Origin of the sequence: Seongchinamella sediminis, assembly GCF_003457605.1 — a bacterium.
Lineage (GTDB): Bacteria > Pseudomonadota > Gammaproteobacteria > Pseudomonadales > Halieaceae > Halioglobus > Halioglobus sediminis.
Window position 1 is genome coordinate 73,258 of sequence record NZ_QRAN01000004.1, and the last position, 18,563, is coordinate 91,820.

At 63.4% G+C, this 18,563-nt stretch carries 16 protein-coding genes and 1 riboswitch; of the genes, 8 read left to right on the top strand and 8 right to left on the bottom strand.

What is annotated here, in order from left to right; translation table 11 throughout:
• Positions 1 to 49: 49 nt before the first annotated feature.
• Positions 50 to 1,270: a serine/threonine transporter SstT gene (gene sstT, locus DWB85_RS05000; protein ID WP_117953112.1), complete on the top strand. Its 1,221-nt coding sequence runs from the start codon at positions 50 to 52 to the stop codon at positions 1,268 to 1,270.
• On the opposite strand, the gene DWB85_RS05005 is transcribed toward sstT, so the two are convergent.
• The 5 genes from DWB85_RS05005 to cobO are packed head-to-tail and all read right to left on the bottom strand — an operon-like array spanning position 1,222 to position 6,020.
• On the bottom strand, positions 1,222 to 2,142 hold the full coding sequence (locus tag DWB85_RS05005; RefSeq protein ID WP_117953113.1) for a cobalamin-binding protein: 921 nt from the start codon (positions 2,140 to 2,142) through the stop codon (positions 1,222 to 1,224). The genes sstT and DWB85_RS05005 overlap by 49 nt on opposite strands.
• Positions 2,139 to 2,918 (bottom strand): heme ABC transporter ATP-binding protein, encoded by a 780-nt coding sequence (locus DWB85_RS05010; RefSeq protein ID WP_117953114.1) that lies wholly within the window; start codon positions 2,916 to 2,918, stop codon positions 2,139 to 2,141. Before DWB85_RS05010 ends, DWB85_RS05005 begins: the two co-directional genes overlap by 4 nt.
• Positions 2,918 to 3,952 carry a FecCD family ABC transporter permease gene (locus DWB85_RS05015; protein WP_117953288.1) on the bottom strand — a complete coding sequence of 345 codons (1,035 nt, stop codon included), beginning with the start codon at positions 3,950 to 3,952 and terminating at the stop codon, positions 2,918 to 2,920. Before DWB85_RS05015 ends, DWB85_RS05010 begins: the two co-directional genes overlap by 1 nt.
• Positions 3,949 to 5,394, bottom strand: coding sequence for a cobyric acid synthase (locus DWB85_RS05020; RefSeq protein WP_117953289.1), 1,446 nt, complete (start codon positions 5,392 to 5,394; stop codon positions 3,949 to 3,951). The genes DWB85_RS05015 and DWB85_RS05020 overlap by 4 nt, the downstream gene beginning before the upstream one ends.
• Positions 5,395 to 5,411: 17 nt before the next feature.
• Positions 5,412 to 6,020, bottom strand: coding sequence for a cob(I)yrinic acid a,c-diamide adenosyltransferase (cobO, locus tag DWB85_RS05025; protein WP_117953115.1), 609 nt, complete (start codon positions 6,018 to 6,020; stop codon positions 5,412 to 5,414).
• A gap of 95 nt (positions 6,021 to 6,115) precedes the next feature.
• A riboswitch (cobalamin riboswitch) is annotated at positions 6,116 to 6,259 on the bottom strand.
• A gap of 91 nt (positions 6,260 to 6,350) precedes the next feature.
• On the opposite strand from cobO, the gene DWB85_RS05030 reads away from it, so the two are divergent.
• From DWB85_RS05030 to DWB85_RS05050, 5 genes are all read left to right on the top strand, one after another.
• Positions 6,351 to 6,869 (top strand): DUF501 domain-containing protein, encoded by a 519-nt coding sequence (locus tag DWB85_RS05030; RefSeq protein WP_117953116.1) that lies wholly within the window; start codon positions 6,351 to 6,353, stop codon positions 6,867 to 6,869.
• 44 nt (positions 6,870 to 6,913) lie between these two features.
• The gene (locus tag DWB85_RS05035) at positions 6,914 to 7,267 is read left to right on the top strand and encodes a c-type cytochrome (RefSeq protein WP_117953117.1); all 354 of its coding nucleotides are present in this window, start codon (positions 6,914 to 6,916) and stop codon (positions 7,265 to 7,267) included.
• A 2-nt stretch (positions 7,268 to 7,269) separates the two neighbouring features.
• Positions 7,270 to 8,640, top strand: coding sequence for a D-arabinono-1,4-lactone oxidase (locus DWB85_RS05040; protein ID WP_117953118.1), 1,371 nt, complete (start codon positions 7,270 to 7,272; stop codon positions 8,638 to 8,640).
• Between the two features lie 91 nt (positions 8,641 to 8,731).
• Positions 8,732 to 9,340, top strand: coding sequence for an IMPACT family protein (locus DWB85_RS05045; RefSeq protein ID WP_205422662.1), 609 nt, complete (start codon positions 8,732 to 8,734; stop codon positions 9,338 to 9,340).
• A 60-nt stretch (positions 9,341 to 9,400) separates the two neighbouring features.
• Complete coding sequence (locus DWB85_RS05050; protein ID WP_117953120.1) at positions 9,401 to 10,453, top strand: 3-deoxy-7-phosphoheptulonate synthase; 1,053 nt, start codon at positions 9,401 to 9,403, stop codon at positions 10,451 to 10,453.
• A gap of 83 nt (positions 10,454 to 10,536) precedes the next feature.
• Here the strand turns inward: DWB85_RS05050 and DWB85_RS05055 are convergent, their stop codons facing one another.
• On the bottom strand, positions 10,537 to 11,601 hold the full coding sequence (locus DWB85_RS05055; protein WP_117953121.1) for a DUF481 domain-containing protein: 1,065 nt from the start codon (positions 11,599 to 11,601) through the stop codon (positions 10,537 to 10,539).
• 121 nt (positions 11,602 to 11,722) lie between these two features.
• Here DWB85_RS05055 and DWB85_RS05060 point away from each other — a divergent pair, with 121 nt between their 5' ends.
• The gene (locus tag DWB85_RS05060) at positions 11,723 to 15,286 is read left to right on the top strand and encodes a hybrid sensor histidine kinase/response regulator (RefSeq protein ID WP_117953122.1); all 3,564 of its coding nucleotides are present in this window, start codon (positions 11,723 to 11,725) and stop codon (positions 15,284 to 15,286) included.
• Here the strand turns inward: DWB85_RS05060 and DWB85_RS05065 are convergent.
• Positions 15,283 to 15,981, bottom strand: a complete 699-nt coding sequence (locus tag DWB85_RS05065; protein WP_162846010.1) for a type II secretion system protein GspG — start codon at positions 15,979 to 15,981, stop codon at positions 15,283 to 15,285. The genes DWB85_RS05060 and DWB85_RS05065 overlap by 4 nt on opposite strands.
• A gap of 80 nt (positions 15,982 to 16,061) precedes the next feature.
• Entirely contained in the window at positions 16,062 to 17,297 is a 1,236-nt protein-coding gene (locus DWB85_RS05070; RefSeq protein ID WP_162846011.1) for an NAD-binding protein, read from the bottom strand.
• Positions 17,298 to 17,504: 207 nt separating this feature from the next.
• Between DWB85_RS05070 and DWB85_RS05075 the strand changes: the two genes are divergently transcribed.
• A complete protein-coding gene (locus DWB85_RS05075; protein ID WP_117953125.1) occupies positions 17,505 to 18,536 on the top strand; it encodes an AraC family transcriptional regulator in 1,032 nt (343 codons plus the stop codon).
• Positions 18,537 to 18,563 lie beyond the last annotated feature (27 nt).

Below are 18,563 nucleotides of genomic sequence, written 5' to 3' on the forward strand. Positions count from 1 at the left end.
CGCTATAGTGAGGCATCACCGCAAACCGTGGGAGCAATCCGGAGCGCCGATGAAACTGACGGAACTGGGCCTGGTGCCACAAATCCTGATCGGGGTTGTGCTCGGGGCTGTAACAGCGCTGCTGATGCCGCAGCTGGCCGAGTCGCTGGGCCTGCTGGGCCAGCTGTTTGTTGGCATGCTGAAGGCGGTGGCACCGCTGCTGGTACTGGTGCTGGTGATGTCGGCCATAGCCAACCGCCACGACAGTGGCAGTGACGGCCGCAGGACGCTAATGGTACTGGCCCTGTACCTGATCGGCATGATCAGCGCGGCGCTGGTGGCCCTGCTGCTGAGCCAGCTGTTCCCGCAGACCATAGTCCTGACCGGGCAGGCCGAGGGCGCGCCGCCGGAGGCAGTGGCTTCGGTACTCAGCGATGTGCTGTTCAAGCTCATCGACAATCCGGTGAACGCGCTGTTGACCGGAAATTTTCTCGGTTGCCTGAGCTGGGCGGTGCTGCTGGGCCTCAGTTTCCGCTCTGCCCCGGCGGGTTTTCGCGATCACCTGCAGGTGCTGGCGGACGGGGTCAGCCATATTGTCCGCTACGTGATCCGCCTCGCGCCGCTGGGTATCTTCGGTCTGGTGTGTTTTACCGTGGCGACCGTAGGGCTGGAGGCACTCGCCAGTTATGCTGGCCTGGCGCTGGTGCTGGTGGCGGCGATGCTGGTGATGGCGCTGGTCATCAATCCGCTGCTGGTGTTCCTGCTGACGCGCCGCAACCCTTACCCAATCGTATTTCGCTGCCTGGAAGAGTCGGGCATTACCGCATTTTTCACCCGCAGTTCGGCGGCCAATATCCCGGTCAACCTCAACCTGGCGAAAAAGCTGGGTATCAGCGAAGAACTCTATACCGTGAGTATCCCGGTGGGAGCCACGGTCAACATGACCGGCGCCGCGATTACCATTACCACGCTGACGCTGGCGGCGGCCCATACCCTGGGAATCGCCGTTTCCCTGCCCACGGCGCTGTTACTCTGCGTCATCAGCGCCCTGTCAGCCTGCGGCGCCAGCGGGGTACCCTCGGGTAGCCTTCTGCTGATTCCCCTGGCCTGTTCGCTGTTCGGGATTCCCCTCGACGTGTCGATGCAGGTGGTGGCGGTGGGCTTTATTATCAGTGTCATCCAGGACTCGGCAGAGACCGCCCTCAATTCCAGTACCGACGTGGTCTACACCTATGCCGTCGATCAGTGGGGTGAAACCGAACCCGTGGTTTCCCTGTCAAGCGCTGACTGAGTCCGCACCGCGTCCAGCTTGCGGCACAGCTCGGCGGCGCCTGCGGCGATGCGGGCGGTGGGGCGCTGGATGATATCCGGGTGAATATGCAGCAAGGCCCCACGGTTAACTGCCTGCAGGCTGCGGTACGGCAGCCAGTCATCCAGCCACTCCGGCCGGGACTCATCCATGCCACTGGCGACAATCGCATCGGGGTCGGCCTGTAACACGGTTTCCAGGCTGACCCGCGGGGCCAGCTGGGCTTCGTCGGTGAAAATGTTGCGGCCGCCGCAGAGGGCAATAACGTGGCTGATCATATGCTCGCCGTTAATGGTTTGCAGGGGCTGGTTCCAGATCTGGTAAAACACCTGCAGGCTTGCCTGGTGACTGTAGCGTGAGCGCAGTTGGCGGATCTCGCGCTCCAGCTTCTCGGCGCTTTTTTGCGCGGACGTTTCGGTGCCGGCGAGGATGCCAAAATCGCGAATCGAGTTGGCGATATCGGCCAGTTGCCGCGGTTCGCTGACGTACACCGTGAGGCCGAGGCGCTCGAGCTGGGGCAGGGCGGCCAGGCCGTTGCCTGAACCCCACAACACCACCAGGTCGGGGTCCAGGGCGACAACGCTTTCCAGGCTCCAGGCATAGGCGCTGCCCACCTGCGGAATTGCAAGGGCCTGGGGAGGGTAATCGCTGTAGCTGACCACGCCCACCAGCTTGTTACCGGCCCCGGCGCTGAACAGGTTTTCCACGATGTGCGGCGCCAGGGCGACGATGCGTTGCGCCGGGCGCTCCAGGCTGACCTCGCGCCCGCTGGCATCGACCACGGTGGTAGCGGCCTGGCCGGCAGTGACCGCGGCAAGCAGCGCGCCGGTGGCTGCAAGGCGTCGCCACATCATCGCTGGATCACCAGGGGAGCGCCGTTGCCCGGGTGCGCCTGTATGTGCACCTGCACGGCAAACACCTGGCTGAACATTTCCCGGGTGAGAACCTCGGCGGGCGTGCCGTAGGCGGCCTGTGCGCCCTTATCCAGCAGTAGCAGGTGGTCCACGCGGGGAGACAGCAGGTTGCAATCGTGACTGGCGAGCAGCACCGCGCAACCCCGGCTGGCCAGCTGGCCTACCAGTTCCAGTACCATCTGCTGGTGGTGCAGGTCCAGGGCGGAATTCGGTTCGTCCAGCAGCAGCAGGCGCTGTGGCGCGTCCTCTTCACGCCAGACCTGGGCAACCGCCCGCGCCAGCTGCACCCGCTGTTTCTCGCCCCCGGACAGCTGCGTATAGGGCCGCCGGGCCAGCCCGGCGGTATCGGTGGCGGCCATCACCTCCCGCAGGATTTGCCGGACACCGCGCTGGCCGGAGGCGTGCGGGGTGCGCCCGAGCAGGATGACTTCCTCCACCGTGAACGGGAAGTTGAGCAGCGGATGCTGGACCTGCATGGCAATGCAGCGGGCCCGCTGCCGGGTGGGTATGTCCGCCAACGGTTCGCCGCCCAGCAATAGCTGGCCGGCACTGGCCGGAAGACCGCCGGCGATGCAGTGCAGCAGGCTGCTTTTGCCGGCGCCATTGGGGCCGATCAGGCCCAGCACGTCCCCGGAAGCCAGTGCAAAATTGATGTCCCGGAGCAGGGGGCTGCCCCAGGGCGACGCGCAGAGATTGCGCAGCTGCAGCCCGTCCATCACTGCATACCGAAATCCCTGCGCCGGTGCAGCAGGGAAATAAAGAAGGGGACGCCGACGCTGGCGGTAACGATGCCAACCGGCAATTCCGTGGGCGCAAGCACCGTGCGGGCGAGAATGTCGGCGCAGATCAGCAGCAGCGCGCCGGCAATGGCGGAGGCGGGCAGCAGGTAACGATGATCGGGTCCTATCAGCAGGCGGATGATATGGGGCACCACCAGGCCGACGAAGGCGATGGTGCCGGCCATGGCGACCGAGGTGCCGACTGCCACCGCCACCAGTACAACAATCAGTGTTTTGGTCTGTTCCACGTCGATGCCCAGGTAGCGGGCCTCAGACTCGCCCAGCAGCAGGGCGTTGAGGGCGGTGGCGTAGCGCGGCAATACGCTGATCACCAGCAGGAAAATCGCCGCGGTGATGGCCACCCGCCGGTAGTCGGCGCCATCGAGGCCGCCCATGCGCCACAGGCTGATCCGCCGCAGCACCTCGTTGGAGGAAAACAGTTCCAGCATGTTGCTCATGGCCCCGGCCAGGGCGGTGATGGCAATGCCGGCCAGCAGCATGGTGGCCACCGAGGTGCCGTTTTCAGAGCTGGCCAGCCGGTATACCAGTACCACCGCAAGCATGCCGCCGGTAAAGGCGCCCAGCGATACCAGGGTCAGTCCGGTGAGGCCGCTGACCCAGCTGCCGGCGCCGGCGATGACCAGGCCGGCACCCAGCGAGGCGCCCGCGGTAACGCCGATCAACGATGGGTCTGCCAGCGGGTTCCGGAAAATGCCCTGCATGGCAGCGCCACTGATGCCCAGCAGGGCGCCCACCAGCCCGGCCAGCAGGGCCCGGGGCAGGCGTATCTGGTTGATAATGAGCGCCGTGCGCTCGGCGGGCTGCTGGCCGATTGCAAGAATTGCCTGCAGGCTTTCCGACCAGCCGAGGCTGACGCTGCCCAGGGCCAGGGCCGACAGCAGGCTCAGCGGCAACAGCAACAGCAGTGCCGTGGTCAGCTGGCGGGCACGGGTCTGGCGGGCTGTGTTCACGCGGCCCTGAACCACTGCGGGAACAGCTGGTCCAGGTCCAGGTGTTGTTCCAGGCAATCCGCCAGGCGCTCCAGTTCCCGCTCCCGGATCGCATCCCGGTCGATGCCGCTGGCATCGGCAAGCCCCGCCCAGGCCAGCAGTGCCCGGCAGGCATCGGGGTGATCGAACAGGCCGTGCAGGTAGCTGCCGGCCACCTGGCCGTCGGGGGAAATAGCGCCGTCCTCGCGGCCGTCCTCCAGCACCGCGAAGCAGGCACTGCCCGGATCGCGGCGGCTGTTGCCGCAGTGTATTTCATAGCCTGTCACGGTGCCGCCAAGTGCGGGGAGCCGGCCGCTGCACTGGCGCAGGACTTTGTCCGGCAGCAGCTCGGTCTCAAGCGGCAGCAGGCCGAAGCCGGTGCTGTGCCCGGCCTCGCTTTCGATGCCGCGGGGGTCGGCGATCGTTCTGCCCAGCATTTGCATGCCGCCGCAGATACCCAGTACCTTGCCGCCGTAGCGCAGGTGGCGCAGCAGGGTATCGGTCCAGCCATTGTCCCGCAGCCAGCGCAGGTCCTCACGGACGTTCTTGCTGCCCGGCACAATGATCAGGTCGGCCGGAGGCGGCACCTGGCGCTCAGCCACGTAGTGCAGTTGTACCTGGGGGTGCATGCGCAGGGCATCGAAGTCGGTGTGGTTGGAGATGCGCGGCAACACCGGCACCACTACCTGTAATGGCGCCTGGTCCGAGGCCACCTGGGCGCTGTCGACGGCGTCTTCCGCATCCAGCTGCAGGTTGTGCAGGTAGGGGATTACCCCCAGCACCGGTTTGCCGGTGCGTCGCTCCAGCCACTCCAGCCCGGATTCCAGCAGGGCGATATCACCGCGGAAACGGTTGATGACAAAGCCCCGGACCCGGGCCTGCTCGCTGGGAGACAGCAGCGCCAGGGTACCGGTGAGGTGGGCGAATACGCCGCCGCGATCGATATCGGCGACAATGATCACCGGCACATCCGCGGCCTCGGCAAAGCCCATGTTGGCGATGTCCCGGTCCCGCAGGTTGATTTCCGCCGGGCTGCCGGCGCCCTCGACCAGCAGCACCTCGTGGCGCTGCTGCAGCCGGTGCCAGGCCGCCAGCACGGTGTCCATGGCCAGTCGCTTGTACTGGTGGTAATCGGCCGCAGCCATGTCCTGCAGCGGCTGGCCATTCAAAATCACCTGGGCCACCCGGTCGCTGCTGGGCTTGAGCAGTACCGGGTTCATGTCGGTGTGGGCGCTGATGCCGGCGGCGGCCGCCTGCAGGGCCTGGGCGCGGCCGATTTCCCCGCCCTCGGGCGTGACGGCGCTGTTGAGTGCCATATTCTGGGGCTTGAAGGGCGCCACGTTGACACCCCGGCGGGCCAGTACCCGGCACAGGCCCGCGACGAGCACGCTCTTGCCCGCATCGGAGGTGGTTCCCTGGACCATCAGTGCCGCCGGCACGGTCAGTAGTCCACGCCCCGGCGCGCCTTGATGCCGGCCTGGAAGGCATGCTTGACTTCCTTGACCTCGGAGACCGTGTCCATGATGTCCTGCAGCGCCGAACCCCCGCCGCGGCCGGTGACCACCACGCTCTGCTGTGGCGGCCGGTTGCGCAGCGCGTCGAGGACCTCGTCCTCGGGCAAGTACTTGTAGGCGAGCATATACGTGAGTTCGTCCAGTACCACCAGGTCGTAGGCCGGGTCCTCGAGCATGGGGCGCGCCACCGCCCAGGTCGCTGTGGCGGCCCTGATGTCACCGTCCCGGTCCTGGGTGTCCCAGGTAAAGCCGGTGCCCATCTGGTAAAAGTCCACTTGCGGGCAATGTTCCCTGAGATAGATTTCCTCCCCCGAGAGTTGCTGCCCCTTGATGAATTGCACGACGCCAACCTTGTGGCCGTAGCCGAGGGCGCGCATGACCATGCCGAAGGCGGAGCTGGACTTGCCTTTGCCATTGCCGGTCAGCAGTATGGCCACGCCGCGCTCCACGTCCGCCGCCTCGATGTGGGCATCGACCCTGGCCTTCTGTTTCTCCATGGAGGCTTTGTGCCTGGCGTTTTTCTTGTCGTCACTCATAGGGCTACCCGGATAGGAAGTGGCGTGAAAGATCAGGCGAGGGGGCAGGGAACGCGATCGGCAGACCGGGCAACCTGGGTCGAGGCCCTCCGCCTCATCGGTGCAGTGTCCAGGCAGGTATCGGGCTCGCAGCGCATTGCTGTATACCGTTGCGGGGGCAGCGGTGGCGTCTAACCACACTTCCCATTTAGCCCGCCCCACAGACTGCTGCGGCGGGCACCTGGCGTGGGCGGGATTGTGGGCGGACGCCGTTTTTTTGTCAAATAGGGGACCTGACTGGCAGGGCTGATGGCGTAGAATACCAGCCACCGGAGAAACAGGAGGTAAACCGTGGCGGTAAGCGATGCCCAACGGGCACATGTGGCGAAATTGCTGGGCCGGGAGCCCCGGGGGCTGCGGGATATTGCGGTAAGCGATTCCCGGGGGCGGCCAATGGTGATCCGGGTTGCCTCGCTGGTCGACCGCAAACCGTTTCCCACCCTGTTCTGGCTGGTGGACCGGGCCCTCAACTACCGCATCGACCAGGAGGAGGCCGGTGGCCTGATCGCCCGGCTGCAGGCTGATATCAATGCCAGCACGGCGCTGCGCTCGTCCATGGCCGCGGACCATGCACGCTACATCGCCCTGCGCGACAGTTTCATCTCCGCGCAGGAGAGGGCGGCCATCGATCAGCTGGGCTTCGCCGAAGTGTTCCGGCAAAAAGGTATCGGGGGAATTGCCGACCGCAGCCGGATACGCTGCCTGCACACCTGGTATGCGGCGCACCTGGTCAGTCCCAATACCGTGGGTGAGCTGCTGGACCAGCACTGGCGCGGGGCCGCCGGGGCGGATTGTGTTTCCGGATGTTGAGGCTATACTGAAGCATAGTTATAACTAACATAGAGAATCGGCTAATGAAATTCGCGCTACCCGCCTGCCTCGCGGCGGCCCTGCTGTTGACGGCCTGCGGCGAACCCGGCGGCAACAGCCCGGCAGCGGAGGCGGCCAGTCGGGCCCTGCGGCCAGCAGACCCGGCGCTGGCGGAAATTTATGATCGCAGTTGTCGCAGCTGTCATACCGTGGCCGCCACGGGATCACCGCTCACCGGTGACAGGGTCGCCTGGGAACCGCGCCTGGCCAAGGGTATGAATACCCTGCTGGACAATGTGGTCAACGGCTTTGGCGGCATGCCCCCCTTCGGCCTGTGCATGGACTGCGACGCCGAGCAGTTTGCAGCCCTGATCACGTTCATGGCCGCAGGCGAATAAGCGTGTTGAACCGGCGCCGCCTGCTCGCTGCCCTGGCGACCCTTGCCGTTGCCGGTACTGGCGGCCTGCGCGCGCTTGCTGCCGAAAAACGCCGTTTGCCCTGGCGCAACTGGTCTGGTTCCCAGCACTGCCTGCCGGAACAGCGGGTGGCCCCGGCCAGCGTGGCGGACCTGCAGGAATTGCTGGCCAGCAGCACGGGCGTGGTGCGCCCGGTCGGCGCTGGACACTCCTTTTCGCCGCTGGTACCCACGGACGGTACCCTGGTGTCCCTGTCCCGCCTGGGTGGCGTCAGTGCGGTCGACGCCGACTCACTGCAGGCCACCATCGGTGGCGGCACCCGCCTCGGTGATATTGGCCAGCCACTGCAGGACGCGGGCCAGGCCCTGCTGAATATGCCCGACATCGACGAGCAGACGCTCGCCGGCTGTATCGCCACGGCGACTCACGGCACCGGGATCGACCTCGGCTGCATGTCGAGTTTTGTGACCGGACTGCAACTGGTCGATGCCAGGGGACAGGTCGTCGACTGTGATGCCGATAACAACCCGGAGTTGTTCCAGGCAGCGAGGGTTTCCCTGGGCAGCCTGGGCCTGATTACCCAGGTACGGCTGCAGAATACCCAACCCTACCGCCTGCGCCGGGAAGCGATATGGATGGAGCTGGAGGAGATTCTCGCCAATGCCGAGCTGCTGGCCGCAAGCCACCGTAATTTTGAATTTTACTACGTGCCATTTTCCGGCTGGGGCTTTACCGATACCCACGATATAACCGACGAGCCGATCGGGGCCACTGACAGGGAAGACCCCAACGAGGGCGTGATGTCGCTGAAGTCGGTGCGCGACTGGATGGAGTCGGCGCCGGCCCTGCGGCGTTTCGCCCTCGGCACCTATGCCCGCTTCCTCGACCGGGAAGTCACGGTGGCAAACTCCTGGAGCAATTACGCCAGTGAACGCAATGTCCGCTTCAACGAGATGGAATATCACCTGCCCCGGGAGTCCGGGCTGCAGGCGCTGCGCGAGGTGATCAGCACCCTGGAGAGCAGCCATCATGAGGTCTTTTTCCCGCTGGAAGTGCGTTTTGTGAAGGCTGACGATATCTGGCTCAGCCCCTTCCAGGGGCGCGACTCTGTTTCCATCGCGGTGCACCGTTACTTCGAGGAGGACTACCAGCCTTATTTCACAGCCCTGGAGCCTATTTTCCGCAAGTATGGCGGCAGGCCCCACTGGGGCAAGCTCAATACGCTCACGGCGGCGGATTTCCGTGAACTCTATCCGCATTGGGATGATTTTGCCGAGATCCGCCGGCAAATGGACCCCGGGGGTCGTTTTCTCAATCCCTACCTGTCGCGACTGTTTGCGGCAGCGGCCGGCTGATGCTGCGCCGGGGTGCCATGCCGCTGCAGGTCGATAAGCAGCGCCTGTCCGGGGCGGTGGCCTGAGCGTGGGTCTGATGGTCCCGGCGAGGATGTGTGAAGCCGAGCTGCTGGTGCGCAAGAGCCGTTTTATCGCCCGCCTAGAGCCGGTGACTGACCGCGCCCAGGTCAATGCTGCCGTCGCTCGCGCCAGGCAGGACTACCCCGATGCCCGGCACCACTGCTGGGCTTACCTGCTGGGCAGGCCCGCGGATGCCGCCGGCGCGGGAATGAGCGACGATGGTGAGCCGGCGGGAACCGCGGGCAGGCCCATCCTCAATGTACTGCAGTACGGCGAACTGGGTAATGCGCTGGTGATTGTCAGCCGCTATTTCGGTGGCATCAAGCTCGGCGCCGGGGGGCTGGTGCGGGCCTATGCAAGTGCGACCCAGCAGGTGCTGGATATTGCCCCGGCCCGCCAGCTCACCCACTGGCGACGTTATCACCTGCGGGGAGATTTCAGCCTGGAACAGCCGCTGCGGCATCTGCTGTCCGCGCTGCAGGGTGAGCTGGACGGGATCGACTACGGCACGGGCATCGATGCCCGGCTGCAGCTGGCGGCAGAGGATGTTCCGGCGGTTCAGGCGTTCTGCGCCGCGCACGGGGCGCAGCTGGAAGCACAGGACCAGCGCTGCCCCGGCCATGCCAGCGACCGGGACTAGTGGTATATTAGGCGCCTTTTGCGGCGGCTATGCCCGCCTACAGCAGACGGAAGCGCCAAGATGACAGCAAGCACCGACGATCTCCGGATCCAGAAAACCAATGAACTGATCTCACCGGAACAGCTGATAGGGGAGATTGGCGTCAGCGATCAGGCCGCCGACATGGTCACCGGCGCCCGTCGCGGTATCCACAACATTCTCAGCGGAGAAGATGATCGCCTGGTGGCGGTAGTGGGGCCTTGCTCGATACATGACCCCGAGGCGGCCCGCGATTATGCCGCGCGCCTGAAATCCGCCGCCGACGCCGTGGCCGACGACATCCTGGTAATCATGCGGGTGTATTTTGAAAAGCCGCGGACCACGGTGGGCTGGAAAGGGCTGATTAACGACCCGGACCTCAACAATACTTTCCAGATCAACAAGGGCCTGCACCTGGCGCGGCAGTTGCTGGCGGACCTGGCGGAAATGGGCCTGCCTACCGGCACCGAGTACCTGGACCTGATCAGTCCCCAGTACTACGCTGACCTGATTTCCTGGGGCGCTATCGGCGCCCGCACCACAGAGAGCCAGACCCACCGGGAACTGGCCTCGGGTCTTTCCTGCCCAGTGGGTTTCAAGAATGCCACCGACGGCGATATCCAGGTGGCCATTGACGCCATCAAGTCTGCTTCCCAACCCCACAACTTCCTCTCGGTGACCAAACAGGGGCACTCGGCGATTTTCCAGACCGCCGGCAACGAGGACTGTCACATTATCTTGCGGGGTGGCAAGCACCCCAATTACGATATGTTCTCGGTGGACGACGCCAGTGCCATGCTGACCAAAGGCGGGCTGCCGGCGCGTATCATGATCGATGCCTCCCACGCCAACAGCCGCAAGATTCCCGCGCGGCAGATTGATGTGGCAGCGGACATTGCCACCCAGGTCGCCCGCGGCAGCAACAGTATTTTCGGCATCATGCTGGAAAGCAACCTGGTAGGGGGGCGCCAGGATGTGGTGGCCGGCCAGGCGCTGACCTACGGGCAGAGCATTACCGATCCCTGCATCGACTGGGAGGCTACCGAGTCACTGTTGCAGGAACTGGCCACCGCGGTGCGGCTGCGCCGCGGCTAGCGACATTGCCGGTGGTGATATCGCTCCATCCGTCAGTCCGCTGGTGTTATCGAAGTGGAAGGCGCTGTCGGTAAACAGCGCTGCTACAGGGTCCAACCCACGCCGGTGGTGATTGCGTAGTCCGTGCTGGCGCCTTCATCGCTGGTCTGGTTGTCGGTGGTCACCCAGGTGGAGATATCCCAATACAAATCGTCGATCAGTTCCCAGCGAATGCGCAGATTGCCGTCGGTGCGCAATCTCCCGCGCTCGGTCAGGCTGGGAATTACGCTGAAGCTGAAATCGATATCCAGTTCCGGGTGATTGAAGTTCCAGGTGCTGAATGTGGTGGACAGGTAGAGTTCCACATCCTCGTTGGTTTTCTCGCCGGTGAAGCTTTCGGAAATGGCCTGCAGTCCCAGGGCACCGGTAAAACGCGTCGAGTGGGTGTCTTTCCAGTATTTGCCAACGCCGGCACCGACGCCTACCCGCCGATTCAGGCCCAGTTCATCGTTGTTTTCATAGTTGGCGAAAATGGTCGTGAAAGCGTCGGAGCGTTGTTCGCGCCACGACCAGCGCTCCACGTCGTAACGCGAGCTGTTGCTGTCGCCGCTGTCGGATGTGGTCAGGTCGGTGCGCCCGTTGAGTGAGGTCCGCGAGCTCTGGTCCTCGTAACTGACCTCGGTGTTGAAGGATAGCTGGGCCACCGAGGTTGCCTTGGTATAAGCGAAGGTCGTGGCCAGGTAGACATCCAGGCGATCCATGAGCTCGTCTTCTATCGGCCGGATTTCAACCACCTGCAACCACTCGATATCGTGCCTGCCGAACAGGTCGACCAGTTCTACCTGCCCCGGTCTCCCCTCGCCGCCGAAGGAACCATAGAGGCGCTTGCCATCACTCAGGCGCAATTCGTAGTGATAGTCGCTGGTGACACCGGCTACCTCCGGCCACTCGATACTGAGCGTACCCATGGCGTCGGTACTGAGCTTGAGAATGCCGCCGTCCATTGACTTGATCTCGCCGGTGATCCTGTCGCCGTTGTACAGGGTGACAACGTCGGTTTTGCGGCTTGCCAGGGCATCGTGGCTCAACACCGCCAGCAGCAGACCCAGCGCGGGCAGAAAGCCGTGAGTGGTGAGGAATGGCACGGTAGGTAGTCGGGGTATATGCATTGCCGATAATTGTAGTGCAAATTCTTCGCTGCCGTGAGCCTGCCCGCGGGGAATCGCCACTGCCCACGGCGCCGACCAGTCATGCTATGCTCGAGGCAAAGGATAACCTGTTAACAAGCTGATGCTTACATCCTCCAACCTGCTGAGCCTGGCGCTGCTGTATATCTGCATTCTTTTTGCGGTTGCCTGGTATGCGGACCGCCACGCCGGTGACAGTGATGGCTCCGTTCACTGGTTTGCCAGTTCGCGCTGGCGGGGGGTGGTTTACGCACTCTCCCTCGCGGTGTATTGCAGCTCCTGGACATTCTACGGGGCCGTGGGCAGCGCCACCGAGTCCGCCTGGAGCCACACCCCGATTTACATCGGGCCCATTTTGATGTTCGTGTTCGGCTGGCCGATCATTCGCCGCATGCTGGCGGTGGGAGAGCGCCATCGGGTGACCTCGATTGCCGACTACATCGGGGCCCGCTACGGCAAGCGCCAGTCACTGGCAATCCTGGTCACCCTGGTCGCTACCGCGGCGGTGCTGCCCTACATCGCCCTGCAGTTCAAGGCCCTGTCCCAGGCCTGGGCGATCGTTGGCGGTGGTTCCCTGGAAGTTGAGGTAGAGGCCATCGGTGGCGACACCTCGCTACTGGTCGCCATCATTCTTGCGGTCTTTACTATTCTGTTCGGGACCCGGCGGCTGGATGGGCGCGAGCGGCACCGGGGGCTGATGGCGGCCGTAGCGGTAGAGTCCGTGGTCAAGCTGGTGGCGTTTATCGCCGTGGCCGGACTGGCTCTGGTCTACCTGGCCGGGCTGCCCGCTGAGGCCAGGCTGGACCACAGTTCCCAGGCCCTCGGTGAATTCACCATTACATCCGACTTCCTGGCCCGCACCCTGATCAGCGCCCTGGCCATACTGTGCCTGCCGCGACAGTTCCATGTGATGGTGGTCGAGGCCCAGGGCGACACCGATACCCGTATCGCGCGCTGGTTGTTTCCCTGTTACATCGGTTTGTTCATGGTGCTGGTAGTGCCGATCAGCCTCGCCGGCTCCAGCGTCTTTTCCGTGTCCCAGTCCATTTCCCCGGATGTGTACGTCCAGTTATTGCCCATCTCCCTGGACGCCCAGTGGGTGACGGTGGTGGCATTTATCGGCGGCATCTCCGCCGCGACCGGCATGGTCATCGTGGCGACGGTGAGCCTGGCGATCATGATTACCAACGAGGTAATCGCACCCATTGTGATGCGTTTAAACGCCAGGTCGCCGGCGGCGGTGCTGAAACTCGGGGACAGCCTGCGTCGGATCCGGCAGATCACCATCGTCGGTATTCTCGCCTGTGCCTGGCTGGTCACCCAGCAGATCATGAGCATAACCTGGCTGGCGCAAATCGGTTTTATTTCCTTCCTCGCCGCCGCGCAACTGGCTCCTCCCATGCTCGCCGGGCTGTACTGGCGCCAGGCTCACGGCTGGGGGGCGATCGCAGGACTGCTGCTGGGCTTATTGCTGTGGTTCTACTGCGCGGTACTCACTTCGGTGCTGCCAGCTGAATCCGATATTCTGCGCTTCGGCCCTCTGGGAATCGACTGGCTCAGTCCGGTCAAGCTGTTTGGCCTTGAGGCGCAGCACCAGCTTGCCTATGCCACCGGCTGGAGTCTTTGTGCCAACACCCTCGCACTGGTGGCGCTGTCCCTGCTGTTGCGCCCGTCACGGGCAGATGTGCGCCAGTCCAGGCTGTTTATCGAGAACCACACCGACCAGGCCCTGGATGAAGACAAGGATTACGAGCTCAGCCTGATCAGGGTCAGCCAGTTGCAGGCGCTGTTGCCACCTTTTGTCGAGCACGATGAACTTGTCGCCATGTGGCAGCGCTTCGAGGACAGCTACCAGCAACGCCTGCTGCCGGGGGACCGGGCGCCGGTATTCGTGGTGAGCCAGGTGGAGGCGGTGCTCGCGCGGATTATCGGGGCGACATCGGCCCACCAGGCAATGGAGCAGCTGGAGCGCAGTCAGCAGCTCGAGTTCAGTGATCTGGCGAGCATGGTGACCGATGCCAGCCGTCTGCACACCTTCAATCGCGAGCTGCTGCAGACCACGGTAGAGAGCCTGCTCCAGGGCGTGTCCGTGGTGGACAAGGAGTTGCGTCTGGTGGCCTGGAACAAGCGCTATGAGGAGATGTTTGATTACCCCGAGCGCTTTCTCTACGTCGGCTGCCCGATTGAGCGGGTGTACCGCTTCAACGCTGCCCGCGGTATTCTCGGCAGCGGTGATCGCAGCCAGGAAGAAGAGGTACAGCGCCGGCTCAGCTGGCTGCGCGAGGGCAATTCCCACCGGCTGGAACGGGTAATGCCCAACGGTATGGTGATAGACATCCACGGTAATCCCTTGCCCCACGGCGGCTTTGTCACCACCTATATCGATATAACAGACTACCGCCACATGGTTACCCAGCTGGAGGAAGCCAAGCAGGAACTGGAGCAGAAAATCGCATTCGGCTCGCAGAGCCTGAGTGACATCAATGCCCGCCTGCGGGAAGAGAATCGCGCCCGTGCCCGCATGGAGGCCAGTCTGCGGGAAGCTCACCAGAGCAAGAGCCGCTTCATGTCCGCCACCAGTCACGACCTGTTGCAGCCGATCAATGCCGCCAGGCTGTTTACGGCGGCACTCAAGCCACAGCTAGAACACCAGGTGGACGAGTCGACCCGGCATATCGTCGAACAGATTGACAGTTCCCTGCTGCGGGCCGAGCAGTTGATTGCCGAACTGCGGGAGATTTCCCGGCTTGATTCGGGCCGGCAGATGCCCCGCAGAAGCCACTTCCCGGTGGCGGAACTGTTTGCGGCGATGGAGCGGGAATTCGGCTCCATGGCCGCCATGCGCGGGCTGCGCCTGGAGATCCAGCCCAGTTCACTGTGGCTGTACTCGGATCAATCGCTGCTTACCCGCATGCTGCAAAACCTGCTCTCCAATGCCATCAGGTACACCGGCGCGGGCAGGGTGATGCTGGGCGCCCGGCGCCGGCCTGGCGGGGTGGAGTTACAGGTGTTTGATACCGGGCCGGGTATCGCCGAGGAAGACCAGGTCAGGGTCTTCCAGGAATTCGAACGTTTGCAGCGAGCATCCCAGGTGGGGGAAGAGGGGCTGGGACTGGGTCTGGCAATTGTCTCGCGCTACGCCAAACTCCTGGGGCACCCGCTGCAGCTGCGTTCGCGCCGGGGCCACGGGACCATGTTTTCCGTTACCGTGACCTACGGTCGCGCCGGTGCCCAGCCTGTCGCGCCGGTGGAAGAGGGCGGTCACCGCGACCTGGAGGGGCTGAGCCTGTTGTGCCTGGATAACGACCAGCGGATTAGGGAGGGTATGCAACAGCTGTTGACAACCATGGGAGCGACCGTGCGTGTGGCTGCTGACAGGGAGCAATTGCTCGCCGGATTCACCGAACCCGCGGCCCCTGATATCGTGCTCGCTGACTATCACCTCGATGGCGATGACACCGGCATAGCCGCGATGCAGGCTGTGATTGCCAGCAGTGGCCACTCTGTGCCCTGCATTATCATCAGTGCCGATGACAGCGATGTGATTCGCGACCGCGCCAAAGCAGCGGGTTTTCGTTTTCTCTCCAAACCGGTCAATGCCGCCCGCCTGCGGGCGCTGATCCTGGCGCTGACCGCCGCGGCACAAACGAGCCGGACCAGTCCTTAGTCCACACCCAGCAGGCGCGCGATACGTTGCAGGTAGGGCAGGTGTGTTGAGCTGATGTCTGCATCCGGCCCCTCGCCTCCCGCAGTGCCGGACTTGCCCAGCGTGCTCAGTTCGAAGTGCCCCTTCACGCGGCCCCAGCGGGTGTGTTGATAGCGATAGGGTCGCCCCCAGGGATCGAGGGGAAGCTCGTCAAGGTAGCCCCCCTCGCGGTAATTGCGGGCAAAGGCGTCATTTTGGGGTTTGCTCAACAGGGCCTGCAAGCCGTCCGACTCCAGGGGATAGCTGGAATTATCCGCGTGGTAGTTTTCCAGCGCCGCCGTTAACAGCGTCATATCCCGGTTGACCTTTATCAGCTCCCGATTGCTCTCGGTGAAGGGACCAATCCCGGTCTCCTCAACCAGGGCTGTCACCGGGTCATCCGTGCACAGGAGCTGCCAGTCAAGAGCGCCCGGCGCCCGGTCCAGTTCCCCGTCCTTGACGATAAAGGGTGCGTGTTCCTGCCGCGGCTCACTGTAGGAGAGATACGCGCTGTACTGGCCGCAGACAACGCCACCGGGATAGCGGGTGACGTCATTGACTTCCAGATCGCTCTTGATGCGGATGCTGTCGGTCAGCAGTTGCGTCGCCTGGTCGATATCGGAGCTGCAGGCAGCGAGGGTGAGGGCGCTGAAACAAAGTGTGGCGAGTCGAAACAATCTGGCGTTCTCCTGATGGGGTACAACGAGGCCGGCAAGTATGAACAGTTTGAACCCGCGGCACAATCCGGGCACTGCGCTCATTGCAGCCACGACAGCGGTATGTTCTCCTCCACCAGTTGGGCGATGCTGATGCTGACGATGTTGTGCTCCCGGCCTACCTCCGAGGCGAACAGCGACTCCTTGCTGCTGCGGGCGATGACCATGGCGCCGGGATACTTCCGGCGCAGCCACAGGGCCGAACGCAGGTTTTCTTCTTCGCGTCCTGTGCCGAGGACGAAAACCGTGTTGTTGCCCTCCACGTTGGCGTCCTGGCGAACCCGTTCCCAGACCTCCGGGTTGGCCACATCGCCATCAAACACTTCCCGGCGATAACCGCCCATGAACTCCATCTGCTCATCCGCCACCATGACCCGCCGGTGCGCCTCCTTGTCGATGATCAGTACAGTGTCCAGTTCCTCGATGGCGCTGCGCTGCAATTCCTCCAGGATGGTTTGTCCGAAACGCCCGAAACCGGCGATGATTACCACGTCCTTGGGATCGGTTTCCATAAAGTGATGCAGCATCTGGCTGCGCACCAGCCCGGACGCGGCCAGGTGATAGGTATTGAATGACTGGCAACTCTTGGCTACCCGGGTGTTGGCCATGGAGCGCATGAAGCGCAGGTTGGCGCAATGGATGATGACCCGGTCGGCAATCCCCGGCACCAGGTTGAGCAGGACGCTGGCAGCTTCGTAGCTGCGCAGGCTGTTGTTGTCCAGCAGCAGGATTTTCCTGGCCCGCTCCGGTTTCAGTTCGCGCAGGAAGAACTCGTGGGTGATATCGCCACTGACCACCACGGCACCGAAGCTCTGCCTGAATTCTTCCCGCAGGGTCTGCTCGCCACTGCTCACTACGACCACAGGCACCCTGCGGTCGTGTTCTCTCAGCACCCGCAGGTAGCTGATACTGAGTTCGCCATCGCCGACCACGATGATGTGGTTGTTCAGCCGCTTTAACTGCCAGAGTTGTGGCGAGAAGGCCCTCAACAGGGCGCTGATCAGACCCCACGCGGCCAGCATCGGGGCGCCGAAATAGGCCGCCCAGACCATGACCTGACCCACGAGGGGGCCGCCGGTGGGCGTCCCCAGATCCACTCCCCCGACCACAAACAGGCTCAGGGCGTAATACGCCCTGGCCAATACGCCTGCACTGGCCAGTTCCGGCCGCTCGGTAACAGAGACACCGGTTTCGAAGCCGATCAATGCCAGCAGGAAGATGCCAACAGCGCCCACGGGAAGCCAGGGGAATTTTTCTGGAGCGTACTTTTTTTGCATGCGGCGCATCATACCCCAGGGCTGCCGTGCGACGAACCAGGTGGGGAAAAACTACCTGAAATCGGCCCCCGGGCAGCGGCCCCCGGGGCATCGGCCCCCGGGGCAGCGCAACGCAGCCAGTGTGCGCAAAAGAAGCATCGGCCGCATTTGTTATTTTAGGCCATCGTGCTACATTTCAGCTCTGGGAAACAGGTCGGTAATAATAAAATGACCCGATTGATGCGCGAGTTGCCGAACCATCCGGCCCGCGTTTTGCTGCCACCGTTGGAAGTCATGGAAACGCTGGGCCACAGCGCCAGCCAGTGCCTGCTCGGTACCGGCCTGTCGCTGAGTCAACTGGCGGACCCCAACCTGCGTATCAGCCTGCAGCAGGAATTGCGGTTTTATCGCAACACCCTTGAGCTCAGTGGTAGTCCGGTTATCGGGCTCAAACTGGGTGAGCCGTTTATCCCCCAGCGCTACGGATTGTTTGGCTACGCGCTGCTCAGCGCCGAGACCTTTCGCCATGCCCTCGCAATCGCGGAAAACTTCGGTCGCCTGACCTTCAGTTTTTTCAGTTTTCACTTTGGCGTCAGCGAAGGCAGGGGCTGGTTCTCCATGGACAACCCGCCCCCCATTGAGCAGGACCTGATCGATTTGTATATCGACCGGGACATGTCTGCCGCTAACGTGGATTTTTCCGAAATCATGGGAGCACCGTTCCCCATCCAGCAGCTGTTGTTGCCGCATGATGGCAAGGGGCGTAAACAGGTCTACCGCGACTACTTTGGCTGTTCTTCGGTCGAGTTTGGCGCCGCCGATGCCCGCTTCTGCTTCGACAGGGAACTGCTCGACACACCGCTGCCGCGCAGTGACCCTGATTCCAGCCGGCACTTGCAGCAGCAGTGCCGGATGCTGATCGCCAAGCTGACTGCCCACGGCAGTTTCATCGACGAGGTTCGGCTGCTTATGCTCGCTCGCCCCGGGTTTTTCCCCGACATCGAATACGTGGCGGAGCGCATGGGCATGTCCACGCGAACCCTGCGGCGCAAGCTCAAGAACGAGGGCAGTACCTTCAGGGAGCTGCTGGATGAGGTACGCTACGGTCTGGCCCGGGAGTACCTGGGGAACACGCAGTTGCCGATCGAAGAGATTTCTTCCCTGCTGGGCTATACCGAATCGGCGAACTTCAGTCACGCATTCAAGCGCTGGAGTAGCCACTCGCCCAGCGCCTGGCGGCAACAGGCCAGTCTGTTCTGATGTCCGGGCCGCACTGTTGCCGCTGAC